Source organism: Flagellimonas sp. 2504JD4-2, from assembly GCF_053642935.1.
The window spans coordinates 175,969-189,730 of the sequence record NZ_JBSIOV010000002.1 but is presented as its reverse complement, the minus strand read 5'-3'; the positions used below and the strand labels follow the sequence as shown (position 1 = coordinate 189,730).

The following is a 13,762-nucleotide window of genomic DNA, read 5'->3' as shown; positions in this document are numbered from 1 at the left end:
CAAATGTAAATAAAATTTTGAATTCTCCAAATTTCTATGGAAAACTTTAGTCACAAAACCCTAATTATTAGGAGGTTGAGATGATCGAAACTCCTATAAAAGCTACAGTTTCAGGTTGGAGGTAGTGCTCAAAAAAAAAGCGGAATAGGGTGATTCCTAGACCGCTTTTGCATTTAATTGAGTGTTGTACTATGGTATTATTTCCAGTTGATTTTACCTTTTTCTAGATTCTCTTTCAGATTAGCTTTCCATTCCTGCTTTACATCTTCTCCATCGAAAAGATACAATTTTCCATCGATTAGCTCGAAAACTTCAGGATTCGTATTCGCGGTAAAACCCTTGCTCACTGCAAAAGCGCAATAGCCACCATATTGTGGAGCGTATTTTTCGGGGTTCGCCATGAACTTGTTTTTGTTTTCCTCCGAAGCAAATAACCAGGTGGCCGCTTTCCATAAATGAGTATATTGCTCATTCCCTTCCACGGCTTGGTTGGATAAACTGTACGCTACTGGGTCATATCCATTGATCGCGATATCTGAAAATATGGGCTGGTTTACTTCCTTATGGCCCCATGAGAGCGGGGTGACTCTTTTTACCTTGGCGAACGTAAATAGCAATCCGAACAATATCACAATTGTAATTCCGATAATCTTTAGTGCTTTTCTTTTCATCATTACTAGTTTTTATTCCAAGCTGCGTCAGCTTTTTGCACGCTGTATGGGAACATCTTGAACAAAAATTTAGCCACTGGGTTCAAAAAAGTGTAGGTTTTGCCATCCTTGGTCAGGGTATATTTTCCATTGGTTCTGGGAGCTTCTTTCCCCAAGCTCATTGCAAAGGCACATTTGCCTTCGTATTCAAAATTATTGGCGCTCATGTTTCTTGTTTTAGTTGATACCTTCCATTTGTTTAATAGGGCGTACTTCAATACTTCCCTCAGCATCTTCGAACATGGGGTTTGCTTTGGCAATAGCGATTGCCTCTTCTAGATTTTCCGCTACGATGTGAAAGTACCCGACAATGACCTCCTTGGATTCATTAAATGGGCCATCCTTAAAGACTCCCTTGTTCCCATGAATAATTGCTCCGTCCATTTCCAATGGCTGCGCTCCTTTTAATTTTGCAGATTCCATCAATCCACCGATATACTTTCCTATTTTTTGTACGTGGGCCTGCTGTTGTTCGGGAGATAGACCTTCCAAGTGATCTCCTTTGGTTTTAATGAAAATCATGAATTCTTGCATAATCAATGTGTTGAATGATTTAATGTTGTTTTATATCCCATAGTCAATTGAAAGGGACAAAAAAGGACATGGAAAGCGGAAAAATATCAAATATTTTTAGAGTAACCCTCTATCTTTTTGGAAATTAGCAACTTACGATTATCTCCAATTTGAAGTTCCAACGCTTTTTCTAAGAGTTCAATGGCCTTTTTAGGTTGCTTGTCCTGAAAATAGAGCTCCGCACTTGAGGTAAAATAGGGCAGATAAGTATTTAAAGAGGAGTGGTTTTCAATACGCTTTAATTGCTCTATGGCCGCTTTTGCTCCTGAAATTTTGGAAAGGACTATAATCCTGTTTAGTTGGATGATTGGAGAATCATCAATCTCAAGAAGCATATCATATAAAGATAGAATACCTTTCCAGTCGGTGGATTCAAAGGTTGCAGCGGTACAATGCTGTGCCGAAATTGTGGCAAGAAGGTGATAGATTGAGATTTCCTTTTGTTCTGCCGCAAAAGCCAAATGTGTCAATCCTTTTTTGATCATTGCTTGGTCCCATTTGCTTCTGTCTTGATGTTCAAGGCTGATGGTATTGCTCAATTCATCTAATCTTGAGTTAAATCGAGCTGTGTTGAACAGCATTAACGCCAACAGGGCATGTGCATTCGAAGAATTTATTGAAGGATTCTGAATAATGATTTCAGTAAGACGGATAGCTTCTTCACAAAGTTCTTTTCGAATCAAACTGTCGTCCGAAGTGGAATTATACCCTTCATTGAACAAGAGGTAAATGGTTTCCAGAACACTGGACAATCTTGGCTCCAATTGGCTTCCTGCCGGCACTTCAAATGGAATATTGGCTTCTTTTATGGTTTTGCGAGCTCTTACCAGACGTTTGTTGATGTTGCTTTCCGAGGTTAAAAAAGCTTGTGCGATTTCGGGAATGTTAAATCCGCATAGGGTTTTTAGGGTAAGGGCAATCTGGGAATCCGCTGAAAGCACGGGGTGACAACAAGTAAAGATCATTCGCAACTGGTCATCCGCAATTTCCTTATCGGTAAAAATGTGGTTTAAAGCAGGTTCCAAAGTCCATTCGGATTGAAGGTGATGAGCTACCTCCGAAGCATATTCCCGCTTGTATTTTTCCCGATTAAGGATGTTTACAGCTTTATACTTGGCTACTTTGTAAATCCAACCTACCGGATTATCTGGAATCCCATTGTCGGTCCATTTGCCCAACGCCTCGACCATGGCCTCTTGCACCACATCTTCGGCCAAATCTATATTGGAGGTTCCAAAAGTTTTGGTCAACACAGCAATTAATTTTCCATGCTCTTGCCGGAATAGATGGTCAATTTGAATTGCTATGTTGGATTGACCTTGGGTCATTTCATTTTAATCTTCCCATTCCGTATGAAAAATACCTTCGCGATCCAATCGCTCGTAAGTATGTGAGCCGAAATAATCCCTTTGTGCCTGTATTAAATTCAATGGCAATCGACCACTGGTATAGGCATCAAAATAGGTAAGCGCGTTGGAAAGGCCGGGTAGGGGAATGCCATTGGTTGCTCCATAAGCGACCAGTTCCCTGGCTGAATCCACGGTTTCTTTCACTTTTTCCACGAACGAAGGGGAAAGCAGCAGGTTTTGAAGGGCGTTGTCATCATTAAAGGCTTCGGTGATATCCGCCAACAGTGCCGCACGGATGATACAGCCTGCCCTCCAGATCTTGGCAATTTCACCCAGTTGAAGCTCATACCCATATTCTTTGGATGCATCAGCAAGCTGGTGCATTCCTTGCGCATAGGTAATGATAAACGAAAAATAGAGTGCCTGTTCTGCTTTGCTCACCAAAGAATCTTTCACGACGGATTGGGGTTTCGGCCGGTTATAAAGCTCATCGGCCTGGACGCGTTCTGCTTTTAAGGCAGAGATTTCGCGCATGCTCACGGCTATGTCTATTGTAGGCACAGGAATCCCTAAATCCATGGCATTTTGCGAAGTCCATTTTCCAGTTCCTTTTTGCTTTGCCTTATCCAAAATTTTATCCACTAAATGCCCATCACCCAAATCATCTTTTTCAGCAAAAATTTCTGAGGTGATTTCCACTAAAAAGGACTGTAATCGACCTGCATTCCAAGCAGCATAAGTTTCATGCAATTCTTCATTGGTCAATCCGCCGGCCTTCTTCAAAAGGTCATAGATTTCAGAAGTTAATTGCATTAGTCCGTATTCGATGCCGTTATGAACCATTTTCACATAGTTTCCTGCTGACTTAGGACCCAAATAGGCTACACAGGGTTCCCCTTTATATTTGGCCGAAACGGCCTCGAAAATGGGTTTTACATGTTGGTATGCATCCTTGGAGCCGCCAGGCATGATGCTTGGACCCTTTCTCGCTCCTTTGGCGCCACCTGATACACCAGCTCCGAAGAAATTGATTCCTTTTTCCTTTAAATAGGCTTCACGTCGGTCCGTATCCGTAAAAAAGGAATTTCCACCATCAATAATAATATCACCTTCATCCAAATGAGGAAGCAGCCCTTCAATTACGGCATCCACAATTTTTCCTGCAGGAACCAACAACATGATCTTGCGCGGTGTACTCAGGGAATTCACAAAAGAGCCAACATCTGTGGTAGCATTCACACGATTTACATCGTCTCCTTCCTCGATAAGGGCATCCACCTTTTCTTTGTCCAAATCGTTGCCAAAGGCTGTAAAGCCATTATCGGCAACATTTAAAATAAAATTACGCCCCATTACACCTAGTCCCACAAGACCAAAATCGTATGTATCTGCCATGTTCTTTATTTTTATGTCTTAGGTCAAGACAGCTTTAAGTAAGCCAAATTAGTTGAATTCTGAACCTAAAATAGCGTTATATTCGTTATGCTCAAAAATAAAAGAAGGTCTCGGATAGTTTTTCGCAAAAACATAACCAAGCCATTCTTTTTTTGAGATTTCCAAACAAAGAAGTACAGCACCTTATGAAAAAGACCGACAACCAAATGCTCATTATTTTTGGAGCTTCTGGAGATTTAACTGCCCGTAAACTTATTCCTGCATTGTTCAACTTGTATGTTGCTAGACAATTGCCCCAGAATTTTGTGGTTTTGGGTGCCAGTAGGAGTGATCTCACCGATGAAGAATTTCGGGACAAGGTGGTCAATAATAGCCCTTATTTGAAGGCGAAACTGGAGGATCTAAAGGAAAATTACATCAAAGGTTTTACCGATAGGATCTTTTATGAAGATTTGGGAAGCGATTATACTGCTGAATATTCCGGCTTGGCCAAGCGAATCGAAACCTTGAACGATCAGAATGGGACAGAAAACAATTATATGTTTTACTTTTCCACACCGCCAAGTTTGTATGAACCCATTGCCAAAAACCTGGCTGATGTTGGACTGAGCAGTCAAGAAAAGGGGTGGAAAAGGTTGATTGTGGAAAAACCTTTCGGTTATAGTTTGGACAGTGCAAAAGCTTTGAATAGTGGCCTTCAACAATACTTTAAAGAGCCCCAGATATATCGTATAGACCATTATTTGGGTAAGGAAACGGTTCAAAATCTTTTGGTGACCCGTTTTTCCAACAGCATCTTTGAACCACTTTGGAACCGAAATTATATCCACCATGTTGAAATCACCAATGCGGAAAGTGTTGGGGTTGAAAAAAGAGGTGGATACTATGATAAATCCGGTGCTTTACGCGATATGTTCCAAAACCATTTGATGCAAATCGTCTCCTTGGTTGTTATGGAGCCTCCCATTGGGGATCAACCCGAGGAGATTCGAAACGAAAAGGTCAAGGCACTAAAGTCCCTCCGCATTATGCGTGATGATAAAACACTTTTTGATAACACCATACGTGCGCAATATGTAGCTTCAGAAATCAATGGTGAAAAAGTAAAGGGATATCGAGAAGAGGATGGGGTTGACTCCAATTCGACCACGGAAACCTATGCTGCGGTGAAGTTTTTTGTGGATAATTGGAGGTGGCAAGGGGTTCCCTTTTATGTACGGACTGCTAAACGCATGCCAACCAAGGTCACGGAGGTGATCATTCATTTTAAAACGCCACATCATCAAATTTTTAAGGATTCCGGAGTCAATAGCAAAGACAACAAGTTGATTATCCGTATTCAACCCGATGAAGGTGTGCTCATTAAGTTTGGTGTGAAAGTACCTGGGCAAGGATTTAAGGTGGAGCGGGCCAATTTGGACTTTTACTATTCCAGCTTGGCGCAAACCTACGTTATGGAGGCCTATGAAAGACTTTTATTGGATGCCATGCAAGGCGATGCTACATTATATGCTAGGGCTGATGAGGTTGAGGCAGCTTGGGAGTTTGTGGACCCTATTTTGGATTATTGGAAGAATGGAAAGGATGTGCGTATGTATGGCTATGCGGCAGGTGTGTGGGGACCAGAAAATTCGGATGAGTTGATGGATGATCTAGGCTACTGGCGAAACCCAGGGGAGAACTTGGCGGATGATCCTGGATATTGTGTGATTTGTTAGGTTTAATCAGTAATCAGTAATCAGTAATCAGTAATCAGTAATCAGTAATCAGTAATCAGTAATCAGTAGTCAGAGGGCGGAAGTCAGAGGTCAGTTCGAGCTGTCATCCTGAGCTTGTCGAAGGAGCAGTCGAGAACTATTTAGCGATTAAAATAATCTATGGAATTAAAAGTATATAAGGATAAACAGGAAGTTGCGAAGCAGTTTGCGGCGTATTTTGCAGAATTGGTAAAAGATAAAACCGAGTTTCATATTGCGCTGTCTGGCGGTAGCACACCGAAAGTAGTTTTTGATGTAATTGCTTCGGAATATGGTGATAACATTGATTGGAGCAATATTCATTTTTATTGGGGTGATGAACGCTGTGTGCCTCCTACAGACGACCAGAGTAATTACAAAATGACCGTGGAGCATCTGTTCTCAAAAATAAAGGTGCCCGAAGCGAATATCCATCGTGTTTTGGGTGAAGCCGAACCTGACAGAGAGGCCATGCGTTATGCCAATTTGTTGGAAATTAATTTGGATAGGGTCGAAGGAATCCCCCAATTCGATTTGGTTGTTCTTGGTATGGGTGATGATGGACATACCGCTTCCATTTTTCCACATGAGATTGGCTTGTGGGATGCGAAGGACCATTGCGTTGTGGCAACCCATCCTGATTCGGGTCAAAAAAGGGTCTCCATTAACGGAAAAGTTATAAATACAGCGAAGGAAGTGGCTTTTCTTGTTACCGGAGCCGGCAAGGCAGAAAAAGTGAAATCCATTTTAGAAAAAACTGAAGGTTTTGACGCCTATCCAGCTTCTTTGGTGAACCCAAGCACTGGAAAGTTACTTTGGTTTATGGATGAAGCTGCCGCTGCATCACTCGATTAATGCAAATCGACCTTTGCATTTTCACCTGCTAAAGTTTTCAAATAGTTGTCTGCGTTGAATTTTGCCGACTCAAACTTGGTATCTCTGGAACTCGCCGAAGCTTTGCGTTCCACACTTCTTGCAAAACGTCTTACTCCTTGTTTGTCTGTCAAGATTAGCCCTGGTACAGGCAGGTTTTTCCCATTTTCCCCCTTGGCAACCATGGTGAAGTAAGAAGAATTGCAATGCTTGCGCTGCCCTGTGGTCACATTTTGGGATTCAACACGAACGCCTACAACCATGGAAGTTCGCCCGGTATAGTTGATAGACGCTTTCAAGGTAACCAATTCTCCAACTTCAATGGGATGTAGAAAATCCACACGATTTACGGAAGCGGTGACACAGTAGGCTTGTGAGTGTTTTGAGGCGCAGGCGAAGGCAATTTGGTCCATCAAACTTAAAATATGTCCGCCGTGGACTTTGCCTCCAAAATTGGAATGGGAGGGAAGCATAAGCTCGGTGATGGAAACTCTGGATTCTTTCGCCGTTTTGAACTTTTTCATTTAGAGTTCCAATTTAGGTTCTTCAAAATCATCTTCTTCTGCTCTCTTTAAAATGGGCTCAGGAATGGATTTTTTGGCTTTGGCTCCCATTTTTTTGAGTTTTTCTATGCTGGTTACAATGTTGCCACGGCCTTCCACCAATTTGTTCATGGCACCACGATATTCGGTCTTGGCTTCATCCATCTTTTTCCCCACTTTCGTCAGATCGGTTACAAATCCTTCGAATTTGTCATATAAAGCTCCTGCTTGCCGTGCAATTTCAATGGCATTCTTCTGTTGCTTTTCATTGCTCCACATCGTATCAATGGTCCGAAGTGTGGCCAATAAGGTAGAAGGGGTGACGATTACAATGTTTTGCTCAAAGGCTTTGTTGTAGAGCGAATTGTCATTATTGATGGCTACCGCAAATGCGGGTTCAATGGGAACAAACAACAACACAAAATCCGGACTTTCCATTTCGTATAGATCCTCATACTTTTTGGCGGAAAGCTGCTCTACATGTTTTTTAAGGGAGTTGATATGGTCTTTGAGGTGTTTTTCCTTTTGTTCCTCATCGGCATTGGTGTAGCGTTCATAATCTGTAAGGGAGACCTTCGAATCCACCACCATTTTTTTGCCATCTGGAAGGTGAATAATAACATCGGGCATAACACGTGAACCATCTTCACGGGCAAAACTTTGCTGAACACTATATTCACGATCCTTTTCCAACCCTGATTTTTCAAGTACCCGTTCCAATACCAATTCCCCCCAATTCCCTTGCATTTTGCTGTCTCCTTTCAATGCCTTGGTGAGGTTTTCCGCTTCCTGGGTGATTTTAAGGTTTTGGTTTTGAAGATTGAGCAATTGCTCTTTTAATGCTGAATGAATACTGATGTTCTCCTTTTGGGTAGCCTCCACTTTCTTCTCAAACAATTGAATTTTCTCCTGTAGGGGAGTCAAAATTTGTTTGATATTTTTTTGATTCTGTTCTGTGAATTTGGTGCTTTTTTCATCCAAGATTTTGTTGGCAAGATTTTCGAATTCCTTGGTGAATTTTTCTTGAAGCTTTTCGACCTCTTCCTTTTGTTCTGTATTAATGCGCTGTAGGTTTTCTAAATCTGCCTGATACCGCACAATTTGATTGCTCTGTTGCTCCTTCTCGGACTGCAGTTGTTTTTTATCCTCATCATTTGTCAGCAGTTTGTCATTTAGTGATTTGACAGTACTGTTCAGCTGTTGTTCCCTTTCTTGCCAGACACTTGCATTGGATTTGGTCTTCAGTTTTTGGATGTACATGCCCAAAAACAAGCCAATAGCCACTGCAAAAAGTCCAACAATTACATAAATCAGTTCGCTGCTCATAAAATGCTATTCTGGGGATAAATATAGTGAGATTCCTGCCTTCGCAGGAATGACAATGTAAATTACTTATTCACTTTAAAAGAGCCTGTTTTGGAATCAAATTGAACCATTTCCGAAGGAAACAATTGTTCAAAGTGTCTTTGTTCAATCAATTCGCAAGGCGTTCCGCTTGGATTTTCTTGACCATCCAATATCAGGATCTTATCGCATAGCTGAATGGCCAAATCGATCTCATGTGTAGTGAAAATGATGGTTTTTTGTTTGGAATGGGCCAATTCTTGAAGCAATTTTAAAATTTGGACTTTATGATAGAGGTCCAAATGGGTGGTAGGCTCATCCAAAAGAATCAGAGGCGTGTCCTGGGCCATGGCACGTGCTATCAGCACCCTTTGCAATTGTCCATCGCTGAGTTCATGGCATTTGTTATGGCGAAGTTCTTTCAACAAAAACGAGGATAAACTTTCTTCTACTTGTCGTTTGTCTTCTACGGACAAGGTCCCAATCCAATTGGTATAAGGTTGCCTACCGAGCGCAATCAACTCCTGAACGGTCAAATTTTTAGAGGCCGGCTGCTCCGTGAGCACAAAGCTGAGGGTTTTTGCCAATTCAAAAGACGAATGCAACTCCAACACCTTTTCGTTAATGGTAATTTCACCTGATAATTTGGGTTGAAGCTTCCCGAGCGTACGTAAAAGCGTCGATTTCCCAACCCCATTCACACCTACAATGGCACATAGCTGGCCTTGGGCCATCGTAAAATTGAGATTGTCCGCAACCATTTTGGTTTTATAACCAATGGATAGCTTATTGACAGCGATGCTATGTTTTTTCAGTTCGGACATCAAAAGAGCATTTTACGTTTTCTTACCAATAGCCATATTACGACCGGTGCACCTACCAAGGAAGTAATGGCATTTATGGGCAGCACATTGGACGATGTGGGCAACTGGGCAATAGTATCGCATAACAGCATCAAGATGGCACCATAAAGAAATACGGCCGGAATCAATATACGATGTTCCATGGTATCAAAAATCTGCCGTGTAAGATGCGGTACGGCCAGGCCGATAAAGGCAATTGGACCGGCAAAAGCGGTGATGCCGCCTGCCAATATTCCAGTGGCAAGAATGATAATCAATCTTGATTTTTTTAAGGACACCCCCAAGCTTTGTGCGTAGTTTTCACCCAACAAAAAAGCATTCAATTTTTTAATGGATAAAATACTAAGCAATAATCCTAGAAACACTACCCCACACAAAAGCATCACTTGCTGGCCGGTTAGATTGCCAACACTTCCGAAAGACCAGAAGATAAAGCGTTGCAAATCATCTGCGGTTGAAAAATAGGCCAGAACACTGACAATGGCCGCGGTAATACTGCCGAACATCAAACCAATAATGAGCAGGGCCATGGTATCCTTAACTCTATTTGCAACCAACATAACCACAAGCAATACCATAAAACTCCCCAAACTGGCTGCGATAGCCATGGAAATATCATTGATAAAAGTAAAGGTTGCTATTCCTGATATCAGCGAAGCCCCCATTAAAATTAGGGCAGCACCCAAACTGGCCCCGGAACTAATTCCCAGCACAAAAGGTCCAGCCAAGGGATTGCGAAATAAGGTCTGCATCAGCAAGCCACTGATGGAAAGTCCACCTCCGACCAAAACTGCCGTAAAAGCTTTTGGAATACGGTAATTCCAAATGATATAATTCCAAGAATCTATTTCTGCTGTGGATCCCGCTAAAATGGAGAACATGGCTTCGAAAGGAATGGTGACAGACCCCAAGCTTATGTTCAACAACCATGCAAGGCACAATGCCAATGCCAGTAGCACGAAAGAGATACGATATGGCTTTATCGAATCCATCTATTGCAAGGGCATGAAAAAGTGTGGTTCATAATCGGATAACAGACCTGGATGCAGGATGGAAATCAAATCTTTTAAAACAAGATCAGGTCGTTGCGGTGCCAATTCGTAATACAGCAGTCCTCCAGTAACTCCTTTCTTGACAGCATTCGAATATACTTTGTTGTTTTGAAAAGCTTCAAATTGTTCATAATGGGCATTTGCCTGCAACAACTCTCCGTAGCTGGCGTGCAATGAGGGATTAAACCAGAAATCGGCTTGCTGGCCTTTTTCCAGAACAGCCTCAAGGCTCAAACCAATGCTTCCGGTATTATCGGTATCCGACCACAGGTAATTGGCATTTGCGTCCTTTAAAAATTGTGCCATCCAGCTGTTTCCACCTGCCACGTACCATACATCTTTGTATAGTCCGCCAGTGAGGACCGTGGGTTTTTGCGTTACTTTTTGGGTCAAAAGCTTTGCTTGTTCGTACGAGGTTTTAATGTTTTTGAAAATGCTATCCGCTTCGGCCTCTTTATTGAAGAACGGTGCAAAAAACTTGATCCACTCCGCCTTACCCAACGGAGTTTGCTCTGTCCAATCCCCGTTATATACAATGGGAATTCCCGATTGTTTTAAAGTTTCATAAGCTTTGTTGGTGTCGTTAATGCCAAAACCCATAATGACTTCTGGATTCAACTCCAAAACCACCTCAGTGTTGATGCTCTCATTGGTTCCCAACTCTTTTATTTGGCCATTATCGATACGCTCACGAGCAGCAGGTGAGGAAATTAAATCGGTGTTGGGAAAGCCGGAAACAACATCCAGTATCTCCAAAGCTTCCAATGAAGGAATATGTGTGGTAGAGGTAATGACCATGTTTTGAACTGGGGTTGCCACTATGGCATCATAAGTATCTCTGGGAAGGGTTATAGCAGCCAGCTTATTTTTTGGAACCAATGCATATGTAAAATCCGTTTTTGCACCTGGCCAAGGCGAAGAAACATTGATTATCGTGATATCTCCGGACTTTTCTATGGTAAAGCCGGTAGCGTACTGCGAGTATGATTCAGATTGGGGTTGTTTAACTGGAAGCGTTTTCTTTTTTTCACCACATGAAGAGAGGATAACTAGGAACAAAGTCCCAAAACAAAGCGCTGAAAGGAGTTTTTTTGACATGGTCCAAATGTAAGATTATTTAACTTTTTCAAAAAAAGATTAAACAGAATGATTACTTTCGTGCCGAATTTTGGTTTGTGCGAGGGTTTTTCGCATGATTAAAAGGGAATCCGGTGCAAATCCGGAACTGTTCCCGCAACTGTAAGCTAAGCTGAGTCCAAAATGATATTTCTAGAGTATCAGCAAGGAGGAGGTGCTTGCCGCAACTTCCAAACCACTGTCCGTCGGACGGGAAGGTAGTGTGCAAGACGCAAGTCAGGAGACCTGCCAAGTTCAAACAAACATTGTTAAACTTTCGGGATAAAGGTTTACGTATGGGACAGCATACTATTCTCCCGTTTATTCACTTAAACGAAATGAAAAAAAATTATTTATTGTTATGTGCCGCTTTTGTAGCGGGTCAGGGCCTTTCTGCACAGGAATCGCAGAAAGATTCTGTAGAAGTACAGCAACTGCAAGAAGTGGTTGTGAGTGATTCCCGGTTTCAATTGAAACGGGAAAACTCCGGTAAAACGGTCATTAAGATTTCTGCCGAGGAGTTGGAAAGGAACCAGGGACGAACCATCCCTGAAATCATTAATACTAAAAGCGGTATCGAAATTACGGGAAGCCGTGGACGCGATGGGTCTGTATTTGGTGTTTTTGCCCGGGGAGGTAGAGGTCGTCAAGCCTTAGTTATCATCGATGGGGTAAGGGTAACCGATCCATCTTCTTTTTCTTCTGAATACGATTTGAGATTACTATCAACAGCTGATATTGAATCCATTGAAATTATCAAGGGAGCGGCCAGTACACTGTATGGTACCAACGCCGCAACGGCAGTAATCAACATTACCACAAAGAAGAGCTCCAAAGAAAAAATTGCCGTAAATGTGCAGTCCACCATCGGGACCAATCAGACTGCTGATAACCAGAACTACAATTTGGCAAGTTTTGGAAACGCAGTAACTATAAATGGGACATTGGATAAATTCACGTATAATGCTGGTTTTTCCAACAGATATTCGAATGGACTTTCTGCAGCCGTAACGCCAGAAAATGAAGAGGACTCCTTTTCGCATTACAGCGCCAATCTTAAGCTGGGCTATCAGTTCTCGGATAATTTTGAAGTATCCATTTATGGAAACCAAACAAAGTTTGATACAGAGTTTGATGCTTCCCTAGCAGAAGCTCCCAATCGTTCCGAGGTCAGACAGGACAGGGCTGGACTTTCCTCATCATTCAAATATAACAAAGGGTCCATCCATATCAATACCGCCTATACGGACTATGAGACGGATTCACAGAGCACTTTTGGTGAGAGTATTTCGGATGGAAAGAACCTCGTTCTTGATTTCTATAATAAATATGTGTTCGATGATAAATGGCACACCATTTTAGGGGTAAATTACCTAAAGGATAAAGCTGTTTTTAGCAACGAGGCAGAATTTACCATTTTCGACCCTTATGCAAATGTGGTCTATGTATCGGATTTTGGATTTAACCTAAACACCGGTATAAGATTCAATAACCACTCAGAATACGGAAACCATATCGTGTACAACCTCAATCCATCATACGCACTTACCACGGATAATGGGTACGTAAAATTACTGGGGTCGTATGCCACATCGTATATCACGCCAAATTTGATTCAATTGTTTGGGGATTTTGGGGCCAATCCGGATTTAGAACCTGAGGAAAACCGTACCATAGAAGGGGGTGTGGAATACTATGTAAATGATAAAATACGGTTGAGCGCCCTTTATTTTAATCGTAACGAGAAGAATACCATCGGTTTTGACCAAAACTTTACAAGCATCAACGTTGCTAATGAAATAGACGCCAATGGTGTGGAAGTAGAGGCATCGTGGCGGCCTTCACAGGAGTTCACGGTCGATGCCAACTATACATTTACCGAACGAAAAGGCGATAACGCTATCCGAATTCCAAAGCATAAGGTGAATTTGACCCTAAATTATCAAGTATGTGAAACCACGGGTATTTCGCTCAGCTATGCGTATACAGGAGAACGGTTTGATACGGATTTCACCACATTTACCGATATCGCCTTGGATACCTTTTCACTCGTGAATTTGTATGTGGAGCATCAATTGAAGCCGAATAAATTGAAAGTATTTCTAAATGCCAACAATTTGTTGAATGAGGAATATGTAGAGGTAATTGGCTTTACAACTCGCGGAAGAAATATAAGTGCAGGGTTTAATTTAACCTTATAATTCAATAA

General features: G+C 41.9%; 13 protein-coding genes and 1 riboswitch. Of the genes, 3 read left to right on the top strand and 10 right to left on the bottom strand.

Translation table 11 applies throughout. The annotated features are described in order from the left end of the window. Positions 1 to 197 precede the first annotated feature (197 nt). The 5 genes from ACULLH_RS07590 to gndA form a co-directional block, all read right to left on the bottom strand. Positions 198 to 674, bottom strand: a complete 477-nt coding sequence (locus ACULLH_RS07590) for a YHS domain-containing (seleno)protein (protein ID WP_454088140.1) — start codon at positions 672 to 674, stop codon at positions 198 to 200. A 2-nt stretch (positions 675 to 676) separates the two neighbouring features. Continuing rightward, positions 677 to 877, bottom strand: a complete 201-nt coding sequence (locus tag ACULLH_RS07585) for a hypothetical protein (RefSeq protein ID WP_454088139.1) — start codon at positions 875 to 877, stop codon at positions 677 to 679. A gap of 10 nt (positions 878 to 887) precedes the next feature. Continuing rightward, positions 888 to 1,244 carry a YciI family protein gene (locus tag ACULLH_RS07580; RefSeq protein ID WP_454088138.1) on the bottom strand — a complete coding sequence of 119 codons (357 nt, stop codon included), beginning with the start codon at positions 1,242 to 1,244 and terminating at the stop codon, positions 888 to 890. A gap of 86 nt (positions 1,245 to 1,330) precedes the next feature. Further along, the gene (locus tag ACULLH_RS07575; RefSeq protein ID WP_454088137.1) at positions 1,331 to 2,611 is read right to left on the bottom strand and encodes an RNA polymerase sigma factor; all 1,281 of its coding nucleotides are present in this window, start codon (positions 2,609 to 2,611) and stop codon (positions 1,331 to 1,333) included. A 6-nt stretch (positions 2,612 to 2,617) separates the two neighbouring features. Continuing rightward, complete coding sequence (gene gndA / locus ACULLH_RS07570) at positions 2,618 to 4,027, bottom strand: NADP-dependent phosphogluconate dehydrogenase (RefSeq protein WP_454088136.1); 1,410 nt, start codon at positions 4,025 to 4,027, stop codon at positions 2,618 to 2,620. A 185-nt stretch (positions 4,028 to 4,212) separates the two neighbouring features. Between gndA and zwf the strand changes: the two genes are divergently transcribed. Both zwf and pgl read left to right on the top strand, forming a co-directional pair. After that, positions 4,213 to 5,745 (top strand): glucose-6-phosphate dehydrogenase, encoded by a 1,533-nt coding sequence (gene zwf / locus ACULLH_RS07565; RefSeq protein ID WP_454088135.1) that lies wholly within the window; start codon positions 4,213 to 4,215, stop codon positions 5,743 to 5,745. Positions 5,746 to 5,904: 159 nt separating this feature from the next. Next, positions 5,905 to 6,618: a 6-phosphogluconolactonase gene (gene pgl / locus ACULLH_RS07560; RefSeq protein ID WP_454088134.1), complete on the top strand. Its 714-nt coding sequence runs from the start codon at positions 5,905 to 5,907 to the stop codon at positions 6,616 to 6,618. On the opposite strand, the gene ACULLH_RS07555 is transcribed toward pgl, so the two are convergent. The 5 genes from ACULLH_RS07555 to ACULLH_RS07535 form a co-directional block, all read right to left on the bottom strand. Further along, positions 6,615 to 7,160, bottom strand: coding sequence for an acyl-CoA thioesterase (locus ACULLH_RS07555; RefSeq protein ID WP_454088133.1), 546 nt, complete (start codon positions 7,158 to 7,160; stop codon positions 6,615 to 6,617). The two genes, pgl and ACULLH_RS07555, sit on opposite strands and share 4 nt — an antisense overlap. Continuing rightward, positions 7,161 to 8,504: a DNA recombination protein RmuC gene (gene rmuC / locus ACULLH_RS07550; protein ID WP_454088132.1), complete on the bottom strand. Its 1,344-nt coding sequence runs from the start codon at positions 8,502 to 8,504 to the stop codon at positions 7,161 to 7,163. Positions 8,505 to 8,566: 62 nt separating this feature from the next. Next, complete coding sequence (locus tag ACULLH_RS07545) at positions 8,567 to 9,346, bottom strand: ABC transporter ATP-binding protein (RefSeq protein WP_454088131.1); 780 nt, start codon at positions 9,344 to 9,346, stop codon at positions 8,567 to 8,569. After that, complete coding sequence (locus tag ACULLH_RS07540; protein WP_454088130.1) at positions 9,346 to 10,377, bottom strand: FecCD family ABC transporter permease; 1,032 nt, start codon at positions 10,375 to 10,377, stop codon at positions 9,346 to 9,348. The genes ACULLH_RS07545 and ACULLH_RS07540 overlap by 1 nt, the downstream gene beginning before the upstream one ends. Continuing rightward, the gene (locus ACULLH_RS07535; RefSeq protein ID WP_454088129.1) at positions 10,378 to 11,535 is read right to left on the bottom strand and encodes an ABC transporter substrate-binding protein; all 1,158 of its coding nucleotides are present in this window, start codon (positions 11,533 to 11,535) and stop codon (positions 10,378 to 10,380) included. Positions 11,536 to 11,589: 54 nt separating this feature from the next. Beyond that, positions 11,590 to 11,821, top strand: a riboswitch (cobalamin riboswitch). 70 nt (positions 11,822 to 11,891) lie between these two features. On the opposite strand from ACULLH_RS07535, the gene ACULLH_RS07530 reads away from it, so the two are divergent. Further along, a complete protein-coding gene (locus ACULLH_RS07530) occupies positions 11,892 to 13,754 on the top strand; it encodes a TonB-dependent receptor plug domain-containing protein (protein WP_454088128.1) in 1,863 nt (620 codons plus the stop codon). Positions 13,755 to 13,762 lie beyond the last annotated feature (8 nt).